The organism is Bradyrhizobium campsiandrae (assembly GCF_014529705.1).
GTDB lineage: Bacteria > Pseudomonadota > Alphaproteobacteria > Rhizobiales > Xanthobacteraceae > Bradyrhizobium > Bradyrhizobium campsiandrae.
Genome location: NZ_JAANIH010000034.1, coordinates 1 through 23,263 on the forward strand (window position 1 = coordinate 1; position 23,263 = coordinate 23,263).

General features: G+C 61.0%; 17 protein-coding genes and 5 pseudogenes. 4 read left to right on the forward strand and 18 right to left on the reverse strand.

The window, feature by feature from the left end; all coding sequences use genetic code 11:
* Positions 1–116 precede the first annotated feature (116 nt).
* Positions 117–1,784 carry an AMP-binding protein gene (locus G8O24_RS23785; RefSeq protein ID WP_188103572.1) on the reverse strand — a complete coding sequence of 556 codons (1,668 nt, stop codon included), beginning with the start codon at positions 1,782–1,784 and terminating at the stop codon, positions 117–119.
* 78 nt (positions 1,785–1,862) lie between these two features.
* Positions 1,863–2,624, reverse strand: coding sequence for a glucose 1-dehydrogenase (locus tag G8O24_RS23790; RefSeq protein WP_188103574.1), 762 nt, complete (start codon positions 2,622–2,624; stop codon positions 1,863–1,865).
* A 118-nt stretch (positions 2,625–2,742) separates the two neighbouring features.
* Here G8O24_RS23790 and G8O24_RS23795 point away from each other — a divergent pair, with 118 nt between their 5' ends.
* Positions 2,743–4,131: a TetR/AcrR family transcriptional regulator gene (locus G8O24_RS23795; protein ID WP_188103575.1), complete on the forward strand. Its 1,389-nt coding sequence runs from the start codon at positions 2,743–2,745 to the stop codon at positions 4,129–4,131.
* Here the strand turns inward: G8O24_RS23795 and G8O24_RS23800 are convergent.
* Genes G8O24_RS23800 through G8O24_RS23825 form a run of 6 tightly spaced genes read right to left on the reverse strand, consistent with a single transcriptional unit; the run spans position 4,128 to position 9,627 of the window.
* The gene (locus tag G8O24_RS23800) at positions 4,128–5,324 is read right to left on the reverse strand and encodes a phenylacetate--CoA ligase family protein (RefSeq protein WP_188103577.1); all 1,197 of its coding nucleotides are present in this window, start codon (positions 5,322–5,324) and stop codon (positions 4,128–4,130) included. The genes G8O24_RS23795 and G8O24_RS23800 overlap by 4 nt on opposite strands.
* A 27-nt stretch (positions 5,325–5,351) precedes the next feature.
* Positions 5,352–6,161: an enoyl-CoA hydratase/isomerase family protein gene (locus tag G8O24_RS23805; RefSeq protein WP_188103579.1), complete on the reverse strand. Its 810-nt coding sequence runs from the start codon at positions 6,159–6,161 to the stop codon at positions 5,352–5,354.
* 38 nt (positions 6,162–6,199) lie between these two features.
* A complete protein-coding gene (locus tag G8O24_RS23810) occupies positions 6,200–7,351 on the reverse strand; it encodes an acyl-CoA dehydrogenase family protein (RefSeq protein WP_188103581.1) in 1,152 nt (383 codons plus the stop codon).
* Entirely contained in the window at positions 7,344–8,453 is a 1,110-nt protein-coding gene (locus G8O24_RS23815; protein ID WP_210324909.1) for an acyl-CoA dehydrogenase family protein, read from the reverse strand. Before G8O24_RS23815 ends, G8O24_RS23810 begins: the two co-directional genes overlap by 8 nt.
* Positions 8,450–8,899: a MaoC/PaaZ C-terminal domain-containing protein gene (locus G8O24_RS23820; protein WP_188103585.1), complete on the reverse strand. Its 450-nt coding sequence runs from the start codon at positions 8,897–8,899 to the stop codon at positions 8,450–8,452. Before G8O24_RS23820 ends, G8O24_RS23815 begins: the two co-directional genes overlap by 4 nt.
* Positions 8,896–9,627, reverse strand: a complete 732-nt coding sequence (locus tag G8O24_RS23825) for a transglutaminase-like domain-containing protein (protein WP_188103587.1) — start codon at positions 9,625–9,627, stop codon at positions 8,896–8,898. Before G8O24_RS23825 ends, G8O24_RS23820 begins: the two co-directional genes overlap by 4 nt.
* Positions 9,628–9,810: 183 nt before the next feature.
* Between G8O24_RS23825 and G8O24_RS23830 the strand changes: the two are divergent.
* Both G8O24_RS23830 and G8O24_RS23835 read left to right on the forward strand, forming a co-directional pair.
* Positions 9,811–10,050, forward strand: a pseudogene (locus G8O24_RS23830) (integrase core domain-containing protein); the annotation flags it as partial.
* A 156-nt stretch (positions 10,051–10,206) separates the two neighbouring features.
* Positions 10,207–11,166 carry a LysR family transcriptional regulator gene (locus G8O24_RS23835; protein WP_188103712.1) on the forward strand — a complete coding sequence of 320 codons (960 nt, stop codon included), beginning with the start codon at positions 10,207–10,209 and terminating at the stop codon, positions 11,164–11,166.
* Here the strand turns inward: G8O24_RS23835 and G8O24_RS23840 are convergent.
* The 7 genes and pseudogenes from G8O24_RS23840 to G8O24_RS23870 form a co-directional block, all read right to left on the reverse strand.
* Positions 11,139–11,380 (reverse strand): annotated as a pseudogene (locus tag G8O24_RS23840) (DUF2274 domain-containing protein). The gene G8O24_RS23835 and the pseudogene G8O24_RS23840 sit on opposite strands and share 28 nt — an antisense overlap.
* Before the next feature lie 5 nt (positions 11,381–11,385).
* Positions 11,386–11,877, reverse strand: a pseudogene (locus G8O24_RS23845) (TraB/TrbI/VirB10 family type IV secretion system protein); the annotation flags it as partial.
* Between the two features lies 1 nt (position 11,878).
* Positions 11,879–12,118 (reverse strand): annotated as a pseudogene (locus tag G8O24_RS23850) (DUF736 family protein); the annotation flags it as partial.
* Between the two features lie 460 nt (positions 12,119–12,578).
* Positions 12,579–13,166: a hypothetical protein gene (locus G8O24_RS23855; protein WP_244645971.1), complete on the reverse strand. Its 588-nt coding sequence runs from the start codon at positions 13,164–13,166 to the stop codon at positions 12,579–12,581.
* A gap of 37 nt (positions 13,167–13,203) precedes the next feature.
* Positions 13,204–14,127, reverse strand: a complete 924-nt coding sequence (locus G8O24_RS23860) for a DUF2493 domain-containing protein (protein WP_188103591.1) — start codon at positions 14,125–14,127, stop codon at positions 13,204–13,206.
* 345 nt (positions 14,128–14,472) lie between these two features.
* Positions 14,473–15,534, reverse strand: a complete 1,062-nt coding sequence (locus tag G8O24_RS23865; RefSeq protein WP_188103592.1) for a DUF7146 domain-containing protein — start codon at positions 15,532–15,534, stop codon at positions 14,473–14,475.
* On the reverse strand, positions 15,534–19,868 hold the full coding sequence (locus tag G8O24_RS23870; RefSeq protein WP_188103594.1) for a strawberry notch-like NTP hydrolase domain-containing protein: 4,335 nt from the start codon (positions 19,866–19,868) through the stop codon (positions 15,534–15,536). Before G8O24_RS23870 ends, G8O24_RS23865 begins: the two co-directional genes overlap by 1 nt.
* 362 nt (positions 19,869–20,230) lie before the next feature.
* Between G8O24_RS23870 and G8O24_RS23875 the strand changes: the two genes are divergently transcribed.
* Positions 20,231–21,733 carry a tyrosine-type recombinase/integrase gene (locus G8O24_RS23875; protein WP_202988770.1) on the forward strand — a complete coding sequence of 501 codons (1,503 nt, stop codon included), beginning with the start codon at positions 20,231–20,233 and terminating at the stop codon, positions 21,731–21,733.
* A gap of 161 nt (positions 21,734–21,894) precedes the next feature.
* Here the strand turns inward: G8O24_RS23875 and G8O24_RS23880 are convergent, their stop codons facing one another.
* The 3 genes and pseudogenes from G8O24_RS23880 to G8O24_RS45665 form a co-directional block, all read right to left on the reverse strand.
* A complete protein-coding gene (locus tag G8O24_RS23880; protein ID WP_188103596.1) occupies positions 21,895–22,284 on the reverse strand; it encodes an A1S_2505 family phage non-structural protein in 390 nt (129 codons plus the stop codon).
* Between the two features lie 322 nt (positions 22,285–22,606).
* On the reverse strand, positions 22,607–22,765 hold the full coding sequence (locus G8O24_RS23885; RefSeq protein WP_188103730.1) for a DUF6915 family protein: 159 nt from the start codon (positions 22,763–22,765) through the stop codon (positions 22,607–22,609).
* A gap of 11 nt (positions 22,766–22,776) precedes the next feature.
* Positions 22,777–23,199, reverse strand: a pseudogene (locus tag G8O24_RS45665) (DUF6878 family protein).
* Between the last annotated feature and the right edge of the window lie 64 nt (positions 23,200–23,263).

Sequence of the window (23,263 nt, forward strand, 5' to 3'; positions counted from 1 at the left end):
CTTAGCCACCCGCGTCAGGGGGCACCAACACCAGGCTGGAAAACCACATCCAACCTCACCGAGGCCCCCCAACAACGACCGGCCACAACTAAGAAAACTCTCCACTTCGAGGTTTTTCAGCAAACTGTTAGATCATCCGGCGCTGCAATTGCAGCGGCGTCGATCACACTACCAGTGGCGGTTAGTGCGGCCTCGATCTCGGTCGGGCCGATACGCTTGCCGGCAATGTTGAGTGTGTCGTCCGAACGGCCGAGAATGAACCATGTTCCGTCGGAATCGCGGCGCGCCCAATCGCCATGCCGCCAAACGCCGGGGTAATCGGACCAGTAGGTCTCGAGATATCGCGAGTGATCTCGCCAGATCGTCGGGGTCAGGCCCAGCGGCGGCTTGGTGACCACCAACTCGCCCACCTCGCCGTCACCGGCCTCGGACCCATCCGGTCGTAGCACCTTGGCCCCGACGCCCAACGCCTCGCCGGAAAAGCCGCAGGGCCGCAACGTGTGCAGCACGGTCGACGTCAGGATTGCGCCAAAAAGCTCAGTCCCGCCGGAGATGTTGAGTGGCACCGCCCTGTGGCGGCAGATGTGTTCCAGATGCCAGAACCAGGCATCCTCGGTCCAGGGTTCGCCGGTGGAAGCGACGATGCGCAGAGCGGAGAGATTGTACCGCGCCAGCGGACCGGGATCGCTTCTCATGAACTGTCGCACCAACGTGGGCGCGACGCCAAGATGGGTAACGCCGTGTTCGCTCGCGAGGCGCAGCAGGCGAAATGGATCGTCCGGCATGGAGGGCGCCCCTTCGGCCAGCACCAGTGTCGCGCCCGCCAGAAGCGTCGAGATCAGGGTCAGCGGGCCCATAACCCAGCCCATATCGGTCATCCACAGGTGCCGGTCCTCGCGCTTCAAGTCGAGGCACAACAAGAAATTGGTCGTTGCCGCCGCCTGCACACCGAGATGCGTGTGAACCACCCCCTTGGGCCGACCGGTTGTCCCAGACGTGTAGGCAATCATCAGCGGCGCCTCTGATGCAACCGGAACGGGTGCAAAATCCGCCTTTGCGGCCCCGACTGTGGCAGCCCAGTCCAGATCCCGCCGTGGGTCGGCAGCGCTGCCGCCGAAACGGCGCAGGCTGATCACCGTGTGCACGCTGGATACGTCGGCCAGAGCCTCAACCAGCACGGATTCCATGGGAACAGGCTTGCCGCGACGCCTACTCGCATCGGCCGTCAAAACCGCTTTGGCCGCGCAGTCGTTCAAGCGTGCCGCCACGGCCGGCGCCGGGTATCCGGAGAACAGGGGGACGGCGATAGCGCCGAGCCTCGCAACGCCCAGGAGGGCCGCTTCGATCTCGGGCACCATCGGCATGTAGATGCCAACCGCATCACCCGCGCCGACGCCGCGGGCGGCCAGGGCGCTGGCAACCCGGGCGCTTTCGCTGGCGAGATCGCGGTAGGTCCAGACGCGCCGTTCCCCGTCTTCGCCGATCCAGTCGATGGCGGCTTTTTCCCCGAGCCCAACTTCGATACGAGCGTCAAGGCAAGTCTCGGTGAGGTTGAGAGTGGCGTCCGCGGCCCAACGGATTCCGGCTGGCCCACCGCTCACGTCCCGCAACGTTCGGTAACGACGCGAAAACCGTACGTTCGCAAGATCGAGAATTTGTGACCAGAACCAATCGGGGCCGGCGTCCGCCCGCTCGACGAGACTTTCGTAATCTGTCAGGCCGCAGCGCGTGAGAAAAGCTCTGATCGCGCTGCCGTCCTGGATGTCTTTAGATGGCGTAAACATACCATTTCATCCGATACGGTATCTCGGCACGGTCCGGCCGTATCAATCCGCAAGTTGAGGGCGCCGCCGTCGCGCACGTCATCCATGCATCGTCAGCCCGCCGGAGACCGAAATCACTTGGCCGGTGATGAAACCAGCGTCGTCGGAGGCAAGGAAGCAGATGATCCCCGGGTAGTCGGTCGGTTGCGCGAGCCGCCTCATCGGAATGGAACGCTTGAGACCTTCCGCGATTTTCTCGCCACCTTCGCCCTTCGAGAATTCGGCGAAAAGCGGTGTGTCGGTCGGCCCTGGGGCCACGGCATTGAGCTGTATTCCCTTGCGCGCCAATTCCCGCGCCACTGTTTTGGTGAAGGCGATAATGCCGCCCTTGCAGGCCGAGTAAACAGCTTCGCCTGAGGAGCCAACGCGGCCCGCGTCGGAACTGATATTGACCACGCGCCCGCCTCCGTTTCTAACCATGCCCGGAAGTACCGCGTGATGCATGTTCAGCGGACCGTAGAGGTTAATGTCAATAACCTTTTTCCAAAGTGTCGCGTCGGATTCCAGGAAAAGTCGAGGTACGTCCCAGCCGGCATTGTTGACCAGAACATCGACGGGTCCGACTTTCTCCACTTCGGCCACAGCCGCATCGACTGCCGCACGGTCGGTGATGTCAACGGCGTAGGCAGTGGCTTTGCCACCTGCATCCTTTATGATTTTCACTGTTTCGGCCGCACCCGCGGCATTGATGTCGAAAACGGCGACCTCGCTGCCTTCTTCGGCAAATCGCTTGCAGACCTCGCGTCCGATCCCGCTGCCGCCGCCGGTTACGATTGTCCGCTTCCCTTTGAGCCCGCGCATGGTTATCACCCCTCCCTTCCGCGGATACGCCATCGGTGTTCTACCTTGGCGACCAAATTCTAACGTATGTTAGATTATCGCACTTGCTATTTCGATGTCTAGAGGCAAATTACACAATATGAATTCGCCCTCACCGCAGCTTGGAACTACTGGAAAGAATCATGGCAAGTCGGAGCAGACGCGCGCCCTCATCCTGAGCGCCGCCGCGAAGCTATTTCGAGATGAAGGATACGATGCCACGACGCTCCGCAAGATCGCGAAGGCTGCGCGTATGGAGGCGGGTAGCCTATATTATCACTTTGCGTCGAAGGAGGCGATCTTCGACGAAATCCTTCGATTGGGGGTACGGCACGTTTTCGACGCCGTACAGAAGGTCCGAGAGGATTGCCGGCTCTCCGGCAGGGATTTCCGCCAGACATTCGCCTTGATGATCGACGCGCACTTGACGTATTTCCTGAAAGAAAGTGATTTCACTTCGGCAAATATCCGAAATTACTCGAGGCTTCCTCAGGACATGCGCGTGGCCCATCGACCACTGCGCCAAGCCTACACCTCCGTGTGGGACAATTTCTTGGCAGAGGCTCAAACGGCCGGGGACATTCGGAGCGACATCAAAGTCGTACCGCTGCGACAGTTCGTGCTGGGAGCAATGAATTGGACAGTCGAATGGTATGATGCGACGCGCTATCCCGTAAGCATGCTGTCTGAGCGCTTGTGTAAACTTCTTTTGGACGGAATGTCCATCGCACGCGGCATGCCATTGAAACAGCCAGCTCCAATCGAACTGGAAACCCTGGACCTGATTGATTCCGACGACAGCAAATCATCCCGCACCCGCGTCCAAGTGCTCTCCGCTGCAGCGCGAATTTTTCGCGACAGAGGGTACAAGGCCGCAACAATGCGAGATATCGCGCAAGAAGCCGGCATGGAAGCAGGCAGCATCTATTATCATTTTAGTTCAAAGGATGAGATACTCGACGAAGTGCTCGATATCGGATTGCGAGCGGTCTTGCGCGGAATGTCGGCGACCATTTCGAAGACACATCAGTTTCCCGATCACCGCAGCCGGATCGCCGCCGCGATCCGTACCCATATGGAGTACCTCTTTCGTTTGAGCGAATTTACGTCTGCGAATATCCGCATCTACGGGCAGCTACCCAAGAAGGTGCGAGCACGTCATCAGCCAATACGACACAAATACGCGAACCTTTGGGATGACTGCTTACGCAAAGCGCAGGAAGCGGGTGAGCTGCGCTCCGATATCAAGGTTGTGCCTTTGCGGCAGGCCATGCTGGGAGCGCTCAACTGGACTGTAGAGTGGTTCAATCCCGAAAAGGGCCAACGCGATGGATACTATTCGCTGTCTGAACTGATTGTGATGTTGCAGAGCCTGCTGTTGGATGGCCTTCAGTACGATGCCGGTCCTTCGTTTCATCATCGCGACTTGCCCTCCACGAGCAAACGAACGAGGCGGCGTGCCTTGCGCGCTGGATCTCACGCCGGCTAAGCGTCTTTCTTGTTTACAATCAGCGACGCGTTCTCCTCCAGGATATCGATAAATTCCACGCCATCGGCCCGAATTCGTGCGCTGGTGGCAAAAGCTTCGATGGCGCGTGTTTGGGCCATGATACGATCGGCGCCGGGCTCGGCGACGAGCAAGAGGCGCACGGTATCCCGATCGTTCTCGCATGTCACAACCGCCTGGGCGGCGCGCACGCCCGGGGTCGCGATAACCACCTCTTCGATGGCGCGGGGGTAAACGAAAATCTCGCGGACTTTTACGGCCGCGCCGACTCGTCCCTGCAAGGCCGAAAGACGCGTAACGCGACCATCTCCATCACTCTCAAGAGCGAAGCTGCTATCTCCAGTGCCGAAGCGGATCATCGGCCAGTTGGCATCGCGTGCGGTCACCACGATCTCACCGGTTTCGCCGGCGGCCAAGGGTTCCCCACTGATGGGATCGCAGATCTGCACCACGTGATTGGGATGCACAACATACCCCTCGCCGTCATCCTCATAAGCTACAAGACCCAGATCGGCCGTCGCATAGGCGGCCCAGGTTGTAACACCATAGTCCGCTTCGATACGACGCCGTTTCGCCATCCAGTCGCCCATCTCGCCGCCGAGGAATGCTGATCTGACCTTCCAAGCGTTCCGCCCATACGTCTCGATTACCGCATCCGCCAATGTAAGGAAGAATGCCGTGCTGGCGCAGACCGCGGTAACCCCGGTTTCAACGATGATCTGCGCCTGCAGCTCACGGTTTCCCGTACCACCGGGAATGACAGTCGCGCCGACTGCACGCGCCGCTTCGTCGAACAGAAGACCTGCCGGGACCAGATGATAGGACCATGTGTTCAGGATGAGATCGCCCACCGTGATCCCCGCAGCCTTGAACAGCTCCTCGAGGCCGTGCCCGCCACCTCCCGACAATGAAGGCTCGAAGATCGGTCCGGGCGACACATAGATCCGCGACAGGCTTTCGGGATCGGCTGCGAGAAAGCCTCCGAAGGGCGGATTGTCCCTTTGGAGTGCCAGGAGCTGTTCTTTCTTCAGAACCGGCAGGCGAGAGAGATCCCTCAATGATCTGATGCTTGCCGGGTCGAAATCAGCCGCATCGAAGCGTGCCTTTAGGCCGGGTGCCTTACGTGCCGCCTGGCCATAGGCTGCAGCGATCTCCCGGTAAATCGCGTCGGGCATATGCTTGCTACCTCTCTCCCGCGCAAACTAAATAGGGCAGTCCTTGCGAAAATTCGGAGCGCGCTTCTCCCGATGTGACAGCACGCCTTCCTTGACGTCAGGGCCCATGAAACCCAGCATCTCGAACGCAGTGGAAGCGTCGAAGATTGGCCCGGCCTGGCGCAACCAGTTATTTAGTGAATACTTTGTCCAGCGGATCGCGCTTTGCGCGCCGTTTGCCAACTCGACCGCGGTGTCGAGAGCGACTTGCTGCAGTTGATCATCGTCGACACACATGGATACCAAGCCAATGCGCTCGGCCTCTTCGCCGGAGATTGCCTTGCACGTCAGAAGATAATACTTTGCCTTTGCCATGCCGCAGAGCAGCGGCCAAATGATCGCCGCTACGTCACCTGCGGCAACCCCCAGGCGAGGGTGCCCGTCAACAATCTTGGCTCGCTTGCCTGCGATCGACACGTCAGCCAGAATTCCGACAACGAGCCCCGCACCCGCGGCTGGGCCATTGATCGCCGAGATGATAGGCTTGTTGCAATTGATGATGTTGTAGACGAGATCCTTGGCTTCCTTCCAGGTTCTCATCATTTCGTCGAAGTTGCCCGCTATTCTTTCGATCAGGCTGAAATCTCCTCCCGCCGAAAACGCCTTGCCAGCCCCCGTCACGATAACCGCGTTGATGTTGGGGTCGCGGTCGACATCAATCCACATGTCGGTCATTTGCGTGTGCGTTTCCGCATCCACGGAGTTGAAGGTTTCGGGACGATCGAACGTGATCCGAAGAACACGGTCCGCTGGATGATCGAATTTCAGCCTATTGTACTTGGCGTAGCGTTCAGTCATGACTGTTTTTCCTCCTTTAATGTGTGGGCAACCGGCCTTCACTCAGGCAACCCGAGAACTGCTTTGGACAAGATGTTGCGCTGGATCTCATTCGTCCCCCCGTAGATCGTCGTCGGTCGCGCCTTGTAGAAGTTCGCCAGCACGTCGATACCGACATTGCCAACCTGCAAGGGACCGATCATGCCGCCGTCAGGCCCCGCGGCTTCGATCATCAGTTCGGTAATCTCCTGAAACGTCTCGGTCACCCAGATCTTCAACATCGACACATCCGGGCCGAGCGTCTCGCCTCGCTTGAGTTGGTCGGCGAAGCGGGTATAGAGCGCCGCGTGATCCTCAACATCCAAAGCGACCTTCGCAAAGCGATCGCGGAACACCGGATCGTTGAACATGTAGCGCCCTTGCGCAATCGTCCGTAACTGAACCAGTGCGTTTTGCGCCAGATTGGGCGCACCGATGAAGATTCGTTCGAAGCCGAGCAGGGTCTTGGCCATTGCCCACCCCTTGTTCAGTTCGCCAATCAGGTTCTCGCAGGGCGCGCGGGCATTGTCGAAAAACACCTCGCAGAACTCGTCTTCGCCCGCGAGCGTCGTGATCGTGCGAACTGCGATGCCCGGCTGGTTCATTTCGGCGAGCACGAAGCTGATGCCTTCCTGTTTTTTCGTCGCACGAGGATCGGTGCGCACCAGCATGAAGATGTGTGTGGCGTCATGAGCCATCGTGGTCCAGATCTTCTGCCCGTTGATCACGAAATAATCGCCGTCGATTACGGCACTGGTGCGCAGACTGGCGAGATCGGACCCCGAGCCCGGCTCGGAGTAGCCCTGACACCAGATGTGCTCACAACTCAGGATACGCGGCAGCCAGTAGTGTTTCTGCGCCTGGGTGCCGAACTTGATGATCAGGGGACCAACCATCTGCACACCCATGTCACGGCCCCGGGTCACGCCCCAGCGCTGCTGCTCTTCATAAAAGATAAGCAGCTTCGAAGCTTCCAGACCCATCCCGCCATATTCGACCGGCCAAGCTGGTGCGACCATGCCCTTGGCGTAGAGCTTCTCGTGCCATTGGCGGATCTCGGCGAACTTCGCCCGATGCGGTAGATGGCGTAGTTCTTCGGGATACTCCGTCTCGAAGAAAGTGCGAACCTGGCGGCGGAACGCTTCATCACTCAATGCATTCCAGTCAGTCATCAGCCTTTGCCTCAACGGCATCCATCCACTGAGCCCGGTGGTAAGCCGCGTCCCCGAGCCAGGCCGAAAGCACAAGCGCACGGTTCAGAAACAAACCGATGTCGAACTCGTCCGCATAGCCGACTGCGCCGTGAAGTTGAATCGACTCCCGCGTGATCTTCTTGGCCGTGCTGCAGGCGCGAGCTTTGGCGCGGCTCGCCTCACGTGTGCGCGCGCGCGGATCGGTGCACACATGCATCCGGGCCAGCGCCTCGCTCACCCCCGCCTCGGCCACCTGCTGGCTGACATACAGGTCTACGGCGCGGTGCTGGATCACCTGAAACGACCCGATCGGTTTGCCGAACTGTTCGCGCGTCTTCACATAATCGAGTGTCAGTTCGAGCGCTTTCGCGCTGACGCCGACCAACTCCGCGGCGGCGAGCGCCGTAGCGTCGGCAACGACGCCGGACAACGCTTCCGACACCACCGAGCCTTCGGCAAGCACTTTAGCTGGGGCGTCGACAAAGTCGATGTCACAGAGCTGGCTTCCGTCGGACTGTCGTCGCGGCTCCGAATAGATCCCCTTGCCATCAGCATCGAGGGCAACAAGAACAGGCTGGGAATTATTTTGCGCCACCACGAGCAGTTGATCCGCGCCGACCGCGCCGGCAACCCAGGCCTTCGAGCCGTTCAGCGCTTTGCCGTCGAAACGGCACGCCATTTGGTCAGGATAACCTCGAGGGCCGCGTTCCTGCCAAGCGAAGGCAGACGCGATTTCGCCAGTGATCGCCACAGCGAGCGTCGTATCGCCCGGACATACCCGTTGCATCATTCCGATCGCAAGGGCGATGGCTGGCACCACCGGTTCGGGCGCGAGCGCGCGGCCAACCTCCTCCGAAATAACGCCGGCCGCCATAAGGCCCATGCCAAGCCCACCGACCGATTCTCGAGCGGCGACGCCAAGCACGCCCGCATCGGCCAACTGGCTCATCACCCGCCGATCCCAGCCATTTTCGCGAGCGTTACGGGCGCGCGCGATGCCGCCCGCGCGCTCCAAAAGTGTGCGCACGCTTGCGCGCAGCATCCGCAGATCTTCCTGTGAATGCGCCCTCACATTGCTCATGACGCTAACATTGTCTTTCGTTTAACCATCGCAGCGGTATCGACGGTCAGCACGGGCTCTCCTGCCATGTTACGCGCTTCGACACGGTAGCCGATAACACCGCGATCGGGCTTGCTTCGGGAGGGCTGAATTGCCTGCATTTCTAGCGTGATATCAAGCGGTTCATTCGGCCGTACTGGCATGTTCCAGCATAGCCTCTCGAAACCCAAACCACCGATATTTGCGACCCCCGTCATGAAATCTCGCATAATCGGCCTGAATACGAGCAGAAGCGTCTGGAATCCCGATGCGATCAGACCGCCATGGATTTGCCTGGCATAGTCTTCATCCGTATGCAGCCGCTGCGGATCCCATTCCCTGGCAAACAAAATGATCTCGTCCTTGCTTAAGGGCGGCGTGCGGAACGCAAAGATTTGTCCAACCTTGAAATCCTCTAAGTACGTCACTTGCGATGCCCTTCGTTCATCGAAGTAAAAACATCTTCAGGGCCTTTGGCGTCCTGTCCCGCGATCCGGCAACGGTTAAATTCCTCCAGCCTCGGATAGGTTGCCTTGAATGCAGTCAGGAATTCGTCAAATGGCACGTCCACGTACAAGCCCCGGTCATGAACATATTCCATGTGCCTCTGATTCTTTTCGTCGAACTGATGAAACAGCGCGTCAGATGCCCCGTCGAAGACAAGAGGCTTTACGCCGAAGCGCTTGCACAGCTCCATGTTGAAGGCCGGCGTAACCTTGTAGGGCCTTCCGTCGAGCCACAGCTGCACGTATCCGTGATAGATGAAGAGGTCCGTTTGCATCAGCTCGGTCAGCTTCGGCGTATTCAGATGGTTACGGACGTCGGCGAACCCCAATGCAGCTGGAATCCCAACAGCACGCAAGCAAGCGGTCAGCAGGATCGCCTTGGGCACGCAAAACGCAGACTCCACGCCTGCCACCACACTGGCGCGATAAGCATTGGGGTCCAGTTCAAACGTGTAGGGATCATACCGGATTCCATCGCGCACAGCTTCGAATAGTTGGATTGCCTTTTCCGTGTTGGAAACGCTGGAGCTCAGGCCACGCAAAGCAGACTTTACGAAGGCCCTCACCTCTGCGGCGTCGCTATCGACAAATCTGGTCGGGGACGTGAAGCGCGCCGGATCCGCCAGCGGCTGATGGTTCGCGTTCGACATTTTAATTTCTCTCCAGCGAGCCGCTATTTTCTAACATTCGTTAGATTACCTTCCGTGTCGACGCCTGTCAACGGGCTACAATTTTGCGTGTGAATCGACAGCCTTCGACTGGTTTCTCCTATGAGGGAGCGCAGAACGGCCGACCTTGGTAAAGGTCAGTGTCGCCGCGTCCTGTCGTGGCGGCTGTCGATCACCATGGACGGCAAGGGCGCATGGCGCGACAACGCGTTCGTCGAGCGGCCATGGCGTAGCGTCAAATACGAGGAAGTCTACCTGAGGGCCTATGACAGCGTCAGCGAAGCCCGTGCATCGATCGGCCGCTATCTCGACTTTTACAACAGCCGAAGACCGCATTCGAGCCTTGACGGGATCACCCCCGATCAAGCCTACTTCAACCCGCTGCCCCTCCGCTTGGCAGCCTAACCACGGCATAGGCTCCACTTAGCGACGCGGAAAATCTGTTCAGACAACCGGGACCACTTCAGCTAAACGCCTGAACTACAGCAGACGATCTTTCGCGGAAAACCGCTATATGTCGCCGTGAGCGCCCAGCCGGATAATGCATTTGGAAATTCAAAAATGTTAGTAAGTGGCTCCCTCAAGCTCCCTGCACCAAATCGGCTCTTATCGGTTGATCTGCGGCACCTTAGATTCGCTGTCGCAGCCGCGGATTATGGGAGTTTTCGAAAAGCAGCCGAGAGCCTGGCGGTACGACAATCGACGCTCAGCCGTACCGTTTGCCAGTTCGAACTCTCGATCGGCGTCACACTGTTTGAGCGTTCAAGCGGTGGAGTGAGGTCCACTCCTGCCGGGCGACAAATTCTACGCATGGCAAGAACGATCCTCGAAGAACTTGACGCGCTCCTGGCAACCGCGAAGTCGACGCGTAACGGTGAGAGCGGCCGGCTAGCAATTGGTTTCTGTACATCGCTCACAACCGGCAACCTGAGAGCATCTTTGCTTGATTTTCGGCAGAGATTTCCGCAGATCGAACTTGCCACCGTTGAGCGCAGGCGCACGCGTTTGGCGACCGCACTCCGTAATAGTGTGCTCGATGTTCTAATTCTAACGGGTGGAAGCACATCGTTGCAGGACAGCAAGACAAAATTCCTTTGGAGTGAGCGAGTATTAGTTGTGTTGCCTGAGGACCATCCGCTTTCAGCACAGCAAGTCGTCTATTGGACTGACTTGCGCGATGAAACGATCATATTAAGCGAATACGATCCAGGGCGCGAGATCGAAGACCTGTTGGTTTCGAAGCTTATGTCGCCAGACGATCGCCCAAGGATTGAACGTCATGATATCAGTCGCGGCGTCGTGAAGAGCCTCGTTACAATGAAAGTGGGTATCAGCCTGGTCTTGGAATCAGACATTGGCGCCAATTTCTCAGGTCTGGTGTATCGGGAGCTGCGTGATGGCACTGGGCCAAGTAGATTGGACTATTCAGCATATTGGCAAAGCGATAACGAAAACCCCGCCTTGAATGCTTTCCTCAAGATGCTCTCCGAGCGCTATCCCTCGCCACGCTTAGAGGGGTGACGAGCGCGGCGAGCCTTCAAAAAGCTCCTGTCCGTTGCCATGAACCGCGCCAACATGGGTGCAATGAGTTTGGCTGGATCATTGATCGGCTGACCAGTTTCGCGTGCGAGGATTTCGCGTAGGCGACAAGGTCCCGATGTACGCTCGCTGGCAATTCGTGTGTGAGTTTAACCGGCTTATCGTCCTCGATCGCTCCGAGTCTAAGCTTAGCCATCGCTCTCATCCTCTGTACGGCTCGAGCACAAGATCGCGGTTGACTATCACAGTGACTGGAAATCCCGGTCTGATAGATAGCGTTGGCTGAACGTTGAGATTTCGACGGACAACCTGTTGTCCTGTTTGGTTGAGCGAATTAGCCGCGCCCAGCCGAAGGGCTTGCAGAAGCGCTGTGTTGCTGCCGCTGTCAGCGCCGGACCCAAGTTCCGAACCGACGCCGAGCAACGTCGACAGAGCGGCAGCTCCGAACAGCTCTTTCCAATGATTGTCGACCTCATCCTCGAGACCGGAATAGCCACCTGCGTCAGCACCCTGTTGCCGTTCCAATACAATCGAGCGACCATTCGGCATAATGAGCCGAGTCCACACCAAGAGTACCCGAGATTGGCCGAATGCGATTTGGCTGTCGTAAATGCCAATTAATCTCGCTCCCTGAGGAATTAAGCGGATACGGCCAGAAGGCGTATCATATACCGTCTCGATGACCTGCGCGGTTCTCGGCTCGTCCCACGAAGATGCGGTGGCTGGGAGCCTTTTCGTTGGAGGGGCTGGTTTCCGCGACGATGCGGACGCCTTTGGCCTGCAGACTGAGGGTGACGATCTCGCCCTGGAAATCGTTGCCGACCTTCTTGAACGAACCGATGGTAGCCATGTGTCTTCTCCTGTTTGTGTTTCGAGCCCGCGACCACCGCGGCCTCGATGGCGATCTGCGGGCCGAAGACGATCGGCGACGCACCCGAAGGGCCGCAGCGCAGCGGAGGATGCCGTCGCAGCGACTTTCTTGCCTCGCGAGGAATGGGCGAAGCCCAGGGGAAGAAAGTCGCTGCGACGGCGTTGCGGCTCAGGCGATCGAGGCGCAGCCCGGTCTTCGGCCAGATCGAGCCATCAAAGAGGCCCTGTGCGTCGCGTGCTGAACCACAAAATCCAGGAGAAAATGGCGAGCGTCGGTTCAACAAGGCAAGAGGTCATTACGGTTCGGCGTAGGAAAAGAAACGAAGGCAGGCAAAAGCGGTAGTTGTCAGCATAAAGCCAACCGCAAGCGACCGACTCCAGGGCCGGATCGATGTGTACCGGACGCAACCAACGCCATCTCATCGAGTACTGCGAGGAAAGTCGCGATTACCTTTCGCACAATCTCGTTGCTCCCACTTCGGCGTGCGGATTCCGCCAGCTACCGAAGAGCCGGATGGCAAGCATCATTTCTGACGCGCTGCGGCTGCGAGACCTGGCTGAGGACCGCTCCCGACTGCCGCGTTCGAATCGAGCGGGCGGGGCTCGGTTAAGATGGTCAATCGCGTCCATGCTGTACCGCCGATGAAGACCGCGCCGAAACAAGCGAAGAGCTGCTGCCAAACAGGCGAAGGCACTCCGAAGTGCGCTATTGCAAGAGCGAGATGATAGCCGGCGAATGTGGCCGGCAAAGCAAAGGCGGCCGCAATGACGGTACGCAAGATCAGAGATTGTGTCATTGCGAACGCGATTTGTGCGATTGCCAGCGTCATGCCGCCAGCGGCGACGGCAACAAGCGGCGTGCCAAGCACACCGGCGCCACTATAGTAGGCCCAAAAGCCAGCATTGAGCGCCACGATAAAAGGCAGAATGTAAACCGCCAGCGTGAACATTAGCCAGCAGATGACACCGAGGCCAACAGTGTTGAGGAGTAGTCCAAGGGCGAGCATGGTGGTGGCTCCATGTTGCAAGGGTGTAACGGTCGCGCCTTCCACCACCACCACGGCGCGGTTCTGGATATGCAATCGAAACGAGGCGGAGTTGCGGCGATGCAACTCCACCTCGGTGGTGTGGAAGATGGCAGGTCGGCGCTCACGAAGCGCCGAATTTCCAGACCGCGATGCCGAAGCGCTTCGCCTTGTCGGCGAGATTGTCCTGGATTCCGGTGCCCGGGAAATGCATGACGCCGATCGGCAGTAGTTCGAGCATGGCGTCGTTGCGCTTGAAAGGCGCTGCCTTGGCGTGCTTGGTCCAATCCGGCTTGAACGCGATCTGTGGCACCTTTCGGGTGGTCGCCCATTTGGCGGCGATCAGTTCTGCGCCTTTTGGCGAGCCGCCATGGATCAGGACCATGTCGGGATGCTTGGCGTGAACCTTGTCGAGGCGATCCCAGATCAAGTGGTGGTCGTTGAAGTCAAAGCCGCCCGTGAGTGCGATCTTCGGCCCTGCTGGCAACATGACCTCAGTCTCGGTGCGGCGCTTGGCCGCGAGAAAGTCGCGGGAGTCGATCATCGCCGCGGTGAGGGTCCGGTGGTTGACGAGTGACCCCGATCGAGGGCGCCAGGCTAAGCCCGTGTGGACCTCGAAACGTTCGATGGCCTGTTCGCGGAAGAGTTCGAGGCAATTGCGGCGCTCGATCAGTGTGATGCCTTCAGCCGTCAGGCGCTCGAGTTCGACTGATCGCACTTCCGAGCCGTTCTGCTCGCGCTGGCTTTTGCGTTGGGCCTGTTCATTGTTGTCCAGTTCGCGTTCTATGCGGTCCGTGGCACGGTGGAAGAGGTTGACGGTCGACCAGAGCAGATCCGGAAGGTCCGGTTCGAGCCGGGTGTCGTTCAGCGTGGCGACCAGTGCGTCGAAGATGTCGGCAACGGCGCCCGCGATCATCTTGCCTTCCGGTAGAGGTCTTGGATCGGGCTGGTCGTCGAATGGACGGTAGCCAAAGAGCTGCAATTCGTTGAGGACGATGTCGGTCGGAGATGCCGTATGCTGTAGTTCGATGTCGTCGCGATCGGTCATGGGATGAGGTCCTTTGCCGGAACGGCCGCGTCCATCGCGGCCTTCGTGGCGATCACCTCACGGCGGGCGGGACGGGCCAGCACCCGGAGCGCTAGCGGAGGGCCGCAGCGCCAGCGAAGGATGGCGGAGGCCGGCTATTTTGCTTCGCGATGCAAAGCGCGCCATCGCCCCCTATATAATGTGATCGTCCCTTCGCGGCGCGCGGCGGAAAATAGCTGGCCGCAGCCATTGCCGGCCCGGGCCGGCTGCCGTCCGATCGCCCTCTAGAAGGCCGTGGTCGCGGCTTTCCGGCATCGGAATCTGCCGCGCCACCGAGCTATCGACGTTGATGGCAGCCAAACGCGCCTATCTGACAGTGGCCGGCAGAAGCAGAAAGCGGGAGACGTCCTCCGGTGCCAGCTGGATCCGCAAGGCCGCCCGAAGTGCATCAAGGCCAAAGACGTGCAGATCCTCATTGAAGTCGCCGAGTCGAGGCGATAGTGGAATCGCTTCGATGCCGGCGATTTCCGCGCGTTGCAACAGAACGGCTTGCACCGCGTCCCCAGCGGCATCGGCGTCGCGGGCGATATAGAGCCGGCGCAAACTCGATGACAATGCGATGGCTGAGAGGTGGTTGGCCGATAGCGCAGCGGCCATCGGCAAGGTCGGAAGCATGCAGCGTAGCGACAACATGGTCTCGATGCCTTCGCCGGCGATGAGCACATCGTCGTCCGCTGCCCCGAAGCGAACCGCATTGCCGAGGAGGTCGCCCATGGCTCGTCGCGGCGTGTCGATCGGGGCCTTGCCGAGACGGATCCGATCAAAGCCCAGCGGATCGAGCCATGTGCGATGCGCGCCGGTGATTTTGCCATCAAGGTCGGTGACGCAGGCGATCATGGCCGGCCAGGTCTCGGTCGGCAGATGCTCGTCAGGCCGATAGTAACAACGCGGATGGAAACGGAGGCTGCCACCATGGTGCACGTGGGCTATTCCACGACGATGTAAGTACGTCTCAACGATGGTGCCCTCGATCGGACCCGAAATTGCAAACAGCCGTCTTGCTGCCTCTTGCGATCCGGCCGGTGCTGGCGGATGCACCGATTTCAAGGCCGATTGTGGTTCAGCACGGGGCAAGTTCAGAAATCGCCGCGCCTCCTCCGCGACCTCGCGGAAGTCGAGAAGCCCAAGGCTTTCTCTGATGACGTCGAGCAAATCGCCGTGCTCGGAGGTTGCTGCGTCTGTCCATTTTCCGGCAGGTCCCTTCGAGGAATCCTGGAGCCGTACAAACATTGAACGGCCCGGCGTATTGTGGACATCGCCAACCAGCCAATATCGCCCATCGCGCTTTCCATTGGAAAGGTAGTGGCGGCACACGGCCTCGGCAGCAAGCGCGAGACGGTGGGCCAGTTCGGAAGCATCGCGGGACATCACGCCGCCTCCCGTTCACTGACTCGTTCGACCGGATAACATTCGAGCACCTTGGCGAGCACGCCGACGCCAGCGGTGTCAGTCGGAACGAACATGCGCAGCTTCCAGGAAATGATCTCCCCGAAGAGCCCATAGGCGCGCAGGCGGTCTCGCATACCGTCAGTGAAATCAGACAGTTCGATGCGATGTGTGCCCATCACACGGACGCGTCGAAGCTTCAGGCCTTCGGTCAGGCTGAGAACCGCGCGACCTTCGAGCAACGCGGCGAAGGCGGCGTCCGGCGTCAGCGCCGGTGCGTCGCCAGCCAGCGTCGTCGCCACCCAGGCCGGCGAGACCTTGCGACCGATGATGCGCTCGCCGGCATCCGTCTGAAGCCGATAGACGCGGGTCGACTCGTTCGGCAGCCGCTTCCAGATCGGCAAGAGCAGGCCTGCCGCCATATGGATGGTGCTGTCGGTGAACTCGGGCACTTCGGCCAGTTCCGCCTGCCAGGCCGCGGCGAAGCGTTCGCGGTCGGCTTGCGCCCAATGGCTTTCCGCCATCATCTTCAGCGGAAGGCTGTTATGCTCCATCGGCCGTATCAGCCGCACGCGCCGCTCGATTTCGCCGTCATCGAGCATGAGGCTCGGTCCCGGCACCTGAATGGCGGCGCGGCCCGAGCGCTCGTCGACCAGCGGGACAGCGCAAGAATTGGAGACCCGATCGAACGCCTCCTCCAACGTCACGGGACGATTGCGCCGTCGCTCGATGATGGTCAGCAGCCGTGTTTCCGCGCCGGTCCCCGGATGGGTGTAGATGACACGCCGGTCAGCAACGACGAAGCTCTCGGCCCGAAGTGTCTCCAGGCCGCCATCGTAGGTGCCGGACGCGATCGCGCCATCGATGCGGGCGTTGAGCAACTGCTCGAACGTCGCGAAGAGCACGTTCTGCAGGTCGATGGTGAGCGCCAGCAGGCGATTGAGGAAGGTGGTGATCGGCGGTAGCTCATCCTTGATGCCGTTGGCATCCATCAGCTTCAGACCGGTCGCATCCTCGAACATCTCAAGCGAGCACCCCTCCACCTTGCCGCGCACAAGAAGATGATAGAGCTGGCGCAGCGCGTCGCGACCGTAATGGCTTTCGAGATTATCTTCGGGTCTGAAGAGACCTTGGCCACCGGTCTGGCGCTGGCCTCGGGTGATCGCGCCCAGCGTGTCGAGCCGGCGCGCGATCGTACTCAAGAATCGCTTCTCCGCCTTTACGTCCGTGGCGATCGGCCGAAACAACGGCGGCTGCGCCTGGTTGGTGCGGTTGGTGCGGCCCAGGCCCTGAATGGCGGCGTCCGCCTTCCAGCCGGGCTCGAGCAGATAATGAACCCTCAACCTGCGATTCCGTGCCGAGAGCTCGGCGTGGTAGCTTCTCCCCGTGCCGCCTGCTTCGCTGAAGACAAGGATGCGCTTGGCGTCGTCCATGAAGGCCGCGGTCTCGGCGAGATTGGCCGAGGCGGCGCGGTTTTCGACCATCAGCCGATCCCGTTTGCGAATGACGCGGCGCGAGCGGCCGGTAACTTCAGCGACCACGTCCGTGCCGAACCGCTGGACAATCTGGTCGAGCGCGCCCGGCACGGCCGGGAGCGAGGCCAGCTTCTCGATCAGGCGGTCGCGGCGGGTGACTGCGTCCCTGCTCTCGAGCGGCTGGCCGTCGCGATAGACTGGCCGGGAGCAGAGATTGCCCTCGCTGTCGGTGAAGGGCTCGTAGAGCTGGACCGGGAAGGAATGGGCGAGATAGTCGAGGACATATTCGCGCGGGGTGATGTCGACCTGCACGTCGCCCCAGTCTTCGGTTGGGGTCTCGGCGAGCCGGCGTTCCATCAGCGCCTCGCCGGTCGAGACGATCTGGATCACGGCGGCGTGTCCCGCGTCAAGATCGCGCTCAATCGAGCGGATCAGGGAGGGGGTCTTCATCGAGGTGAGCAGATGGCCGAAGAAGCGCTGCTTGGCGCTCTCGAAAGCGGAGCGCGCGGCGGACTTCGCGTGCGCGTTAAGCGTCCCAGTTTCGCCGGTGATATTCGCGGCCCGCATGGCCGCGTCGAGATTGTTATGGATGATGCTGAACGCACCCGCATAGGCGTCGTAGATGCGGATCTGCTCGGGGGTGAGCTGGTGTTCGACCAGCTCGTATTCGACGCCCTCATAAGACAGCGAACGCGCGGCATAAAGGCCGAGCGCCTTGAGATCGCGAGCCAAGACCTCCATCGCTGCGACGCCGCCCTCCTCGATCGATTCGACGAATTCGGCTCGCGTCGTGAATGGGAAATCACTGCCGCCCCAAAGACCAAGGCGCTGGGCATAGGCGAGGTTATGGACCGTGGTGGCGCCGGTCGCGGAGACATAGACGACGCGGGCGTTCGGCAACGCATGCTGCAGCCTTAGGCCGGCGCGCCCCTGCTGAGAGGCCGCCTGGTCTCCTCGCTCACCCTTGCCGCCGACCGCGTTCTGCATCGCGTGGCTCTCGTCGAAGACGATCACTCCGTCGAAATCGGAGCCCAACCATTCGACGATCTGACGGACGCGCGAAAGCTTTTCTCCGCGCTCGTCAGTGCGCAGCGTAGCGTAGGTCGCAAAAAGGATACCTTCCGACAGCCGGATCGGCGTGCCCTGCCGGAAGCGAGAAAGCGGCGTCACGAGCAGCCGCTCGACGCCGAGCGCCGACCAATCGCGCTGCGCATCCTCGATCAGCTTGTCGGATTTGCTGATCCAGATCGCACGACGGCGGCCCTTGAGCCAGTTGTCGAGCAGGATACCGGCGACCTGTCGCCCCTTGCCCGCGCCCGTCCCATCTCCCAGAAACCAGCCGCGACGAAAGCGAACGGCATTCTCCGCGTCATCACGTGCGGCCGCCACGATGTCAAAAGTCGCGTCGACCGTCCAGGAACCGCTAAGAAACTCCGAATGCGCCTCACCAGCGTAGATGACGCTCTCGAGCTGCGCGTCCGACAGGATGCCATGCGCGATGACGTTGGCGGGCAAACGCGGCCGATAGGACGGTTTTGGCGGCGCGACCGAGGCCATTGCGGCCGACTGAACGAGTTTGCTGGGATGGGCATGCGCGCCCGGAATGCGGATCGACTGCAACGCGTAGGATTCATAAAGCGCGTCGGTGATCTTGCCGGCTTCGGTGGGCGCCCATTCGGTGGGCTCATAGGCGACTTCCGTCGCCACGAGATCGGATGCCAGCGCCGCGGTCGTCGGCTGACGCTGGGCAATGTAGGCGCGGACACTCCGTGGCGTCGATGGGCCGGCAATTGTTGGCTCCACCGCAGTCGGCGTGCCAGCAATTGGGCGACGTGCTGGCACGCCCTGGAGGATCCAGCCGAGCAAAGTCGGCAGGTCTGGCGCGATGCCGGCAGATGGTGGCAATGACGCGATGTCGTCCGCCGGCACGCGATCGATAACTGTCAGGCGGGTGTCGATGGTGGTGCCGTGCTTGGCATAGACGGCACCGTCAATCGCAGCCGAGAACACGACCCGGCCTTGTTCCTGGAGCCGCTTGAAGGAGTCGGTCCACACCGGATTTTCGGGGGAGACGTTTGCGCCCGTGATGGCGACCAGCCGTCCGCCTTCTGGAAGACGGACCAACGCGGAGCCGACGTGCCGCAATGCCGCATCCGCCGTCGGGCGATCGACATGAACCGCGGCCGAGAACGGCGGGTTCATCAGTACGACGCTCGGCACGATGCGCCCATCGAGGTGGTCGTTGATGTGGGCGGCATCAAACCGCGTGGTGGAGACGGCAGGAAAGATCTCCCCGAGAATACCGGCGCGGCTCTCGGCGAACTCGTTGAGGACAAGGGAGGCGCCGGCGAGCTCTGCGAGGATGGCGAGATGGCCGGTGCCGGCTGATGGCTCCAGCACAACGTCGGCCGGCGTAATCGCGGCGGCTACGCTCGCGACGTAAGCCAATCCGATCGGTGTCGAGAACTGCTGCAGGGATTGGCTTTCCTCGGACCGGCGTGTCTGGGTCGGAAGGAGAGCAGTGATCCTCATCAGCATCGACAGCATGGCCGCCGACGACGCCGCCTTGGCGCGCATGGTGGCGCCATGCCGCCGCAAGAATAGGACGGTCGCCGCCTCGCAGGCATCGTAGGCGGTTTTCCAATTCCAGCCCCCGGTCGCATCGGAGCTGTCGAACGCTGCCTCCATGGCGTTGCGCAGAATAGCGGCATCGATGCGACGTCCCTGTTCGAGTTCGGTCAAAATCTGTCGTGCAGCGTTGACAATCGCGGCTGCGACGACTGCGGTAGCACGCATCGAGAGCGGCGCGGCGCTGGCGCCGCCGACGAGAGATTCGGTCATGGGAGGATGTCTTTCGGAGAGCGGGAAAGGGCCGAACCGCCCGGCACTCTCCTCGACCGTCGCGGCTCAAACCCTTCCCGGCCCGCCCCTCCCTCTTGATCACCAGCCAAAAAGAAAGGGTCCGGCGACTAGTGCTGGACCCTTTAAGCGAACTATCCGAACCGGCGATCACATGTTGGAATCGTGCTCATCGTTGAGCAGGACGAATGTGATGCCCTCGTCGACGGCGTAATTCTTGGCAAGGTTGATCGCCCAGCATCGCGCCTCCAACAGTTCACCGTAGTAGGGTTCCCATTTGTCGCCGACGCGTGCGCAGCCGTCCGCAACGAGACGGGGTAGGTTGGGATATGGTCCGCGATCTCTTGGCGCGCCTGTTCGAGCGTATCTTCCACGGTCAGGACAAGCAGCGGATGCCAGCCCGCCGGATAGCGGCGGCCGAGCTTAAACGGTGCTGGCGCATCAACGCCCGCCAGCTTCAGCTCTTGCTCTATCATCGCGGGCAAGTCGGCGAGTATCCAGCACTGCCGTCCAAGCGCCGCGAGCCGCTGCCGTCCGATCGCGCCGTTATGCAAGCCGCGGTCGAACGCTGGATCGCGATCCGCCGGTTCACGCTCAGCAGGAAGACCGTCGATCACCAGGAGGTGTCGCTTCGGCATTTCATGCAGCATCTCGCGATCGCCGTCCCGGAGTTGTCGCGTTTCGCCGATGTCACCCGCGATCATGCGCTCGGGTTCGTGTCGGCGATGGCTGAAGACGCCCGGACGCAAACCGGCCGGTCGTTGTCGGCGACGGCGCGACGTGCGCGGATCGCCGCGATCATCATGTTCTTCCGCGACGCGATCGCGTGGGGCTGGCCGGATATGCCGAGCCGGCCGTTGCTCGACCATCGCGACATGCCGAAGATGCCGACGCGCATCCCGCGCTACATTCCCGCCGATCAGCTGACCGGGCTGATGGCAGCGGTCGTGGAGCTGCCATGCCCCTGGCAGCGCGCCGCGCTGCTTGTTGCCCGCTGGTCGGGTGCCCGCCGCGGCGAGATCTGCCGGCTCCCGATCGACTGCCTTGACGCCTATCCAGACGGAACGGCCAGGCTGCGCATCCCTGCGGGCAAGACCATGAAGGAGCGGCTCGTGCCGCTGCACGATGACGCCGCTGAAGCACTGCACCCGATCATCGCGTTGCGCAAAGCGGCAACCGACCACCCGCTGCTCGACGGCCGGACCGGCGACAGGGTCCGCTTCCTGTTTCTTCGCCGCGGCCGGCCTATGTCGGCATTCTACCTCTTCGATTACGCGCTCCGTGACGCCTGCAACGCTGCCGGCCTAGTCGACCAGGCGGATCGGCCAACCATCACCGCGCACCGGTTTCGGCATACGGTTGGCACCCAGCTTGCGGAGCGCGGCGCCAAGCTGAACACGATCATGAGCGTGCTTGGCCACGAGAGTCCGCACATGTCGATGATCTACGCCCGGATCAGCGACGCCGAGGTGCTGCGCGACTATCGCTCGGTGCTCGAGCCGGGCGCCATTATCGCCGGCGCCGGCGCGGACGCGATCCGCACCGGTGAGCTCGGCGGCCCCGCGATCGACTGGCTGCGCAGCAACTTCTTCAAAACCGAGCTTGAGCTTGGGCACTGCCTGCGGCTGCCGAGCGAAGGGCCGTGCGAGTGCGACCTCTACCTCAACTGCTCGCGTTTCGTAACGACACCGGCCTATGCGCCACGGCTGCGCGAGAGGCGGGCTCTGGAGCTGAGCCTCGCCGATGACGCCCGTGATCGCGCTTGGCCGCGCGAGGTCGAGCGCCACTGCGGCATTGCGCGCCGCATCGAGCAGCTGCTGTCCGATCTCGGCGAGACAGCCGATTGAGGTACGGCTACGGCCCACCATGATTGAAGCAGATACGCAATCAGCCATATTGTCCTCGCTTTCTGGCTGGGCGGAGAGCCGCCCTGTGTTTGGTTAGGTTTGGCGGTATGCACGCTCCGGCGAAGGCCGAGGCGCATCAGTTGCAGCTTCACGCCGGTCGGTCAGCTCGTAGGCGGCCCCGCCGCCAGTGCTACCGAGAAGGCATCCGGCAACGTCACGTTTGCGGGAGCGCTCGAGAACATCGGAGCGATCTGGTCGGGGCGATAACCGGCCAAGCCGCAACCGATGGGCGTCAACTCGAACGTGATGTCAGGCCATTGCCGCGCGTAATCGAGGAAGTCGGCAACATGTGCTTGGATGACGTGCAGCGGGAGCACCCGCAATTGGCGATCCTTGGTCGGAATGGCGTAGGCATTGCCTTGCCGCCCGACGCCCTGGCCGTAGATCGCGCCGCGATGCTGACGGGCCCATAGGGCCGCGCCCTTACCGTGACGACCAGCGAGATTGGATCCGAAGACGAAGACCGGAATGGTGGATGTGAGGGTATGCATCGACATGCTCCTGACTACTGCCGCCCATCGTGTGCGGCAGGCCTCCCAGCAGGCGACGGGGGTCCCGCATAGTCACCGGAGCGGGCGTCCGAAGGCGTCCGCGCTGGGGGAACGGCGAAGCCGTTGACTTTGCGGGTCCGGCGTCATCATGGGAGGACAACGCACAGCGCTCGTCTCTCGCCTGAGATCATGATCGTTGTGAATCAGACACTTGACCCGGTCGCCAGACCGCACTGACCCCTTTGGCGAAAAGTGCGACGCCGGGCTGGACGAACTTCGCTCGGGCTACGCCCTCGCTCCGTCCGTCCAGCCCGGCGCATTCTCATCCTGATTGACGCTGCTGTCTCACCTTGATTGTCGCACGGCAGCGAGACTTGACAGTCCAGATAACATCGAACCAGCTATGGATCGGCAGATAGTCATCGACCGCTCCGCCCCATTTCTTCACCGAGGAGAGCGAATGATGATAGGGATGCGCCATTGCTTCCTCCTTCAGAACACATGCTGCGTCAATTCGGAGGTTTCGATGCGCTCATTGAAGTTGAGCGTGATCGTTCGCTCCACGACGTCGAAGAGGAAGTCACCGTAGGCGCCCTGGTTATTCTCTCATCCGGAGTAGGTCTGCTCAAGGACGTCGTGGACGAGTTTCTCGATCGCGCCCTTCAGGGAGAGCGTTTGGCGCGTGACAATTTGGTTGCCCCATTCGACCCGCGCGATCTCGACATGGATACTCTGGAGATCCGTGTCACCGCCCTCTCCGTCCGCGACAGCGCCGTCGATTTGCCCCTCGTCCGCATAGCCATTGAATGTAACCTCCACGGTGTCGATGCGCGCGGCGGCGAGCGCATCGAACAACGCTGCCTTGTTTTCGGAGAGGATCGACGCACACAGTCTGACAAATTCCCGGTCTCGCACGAGCCAGGAAGCAGAGTCGAAACCCGAGCCGGGTGTTCAGGTATCGTCGGTCATGATGGTTCTC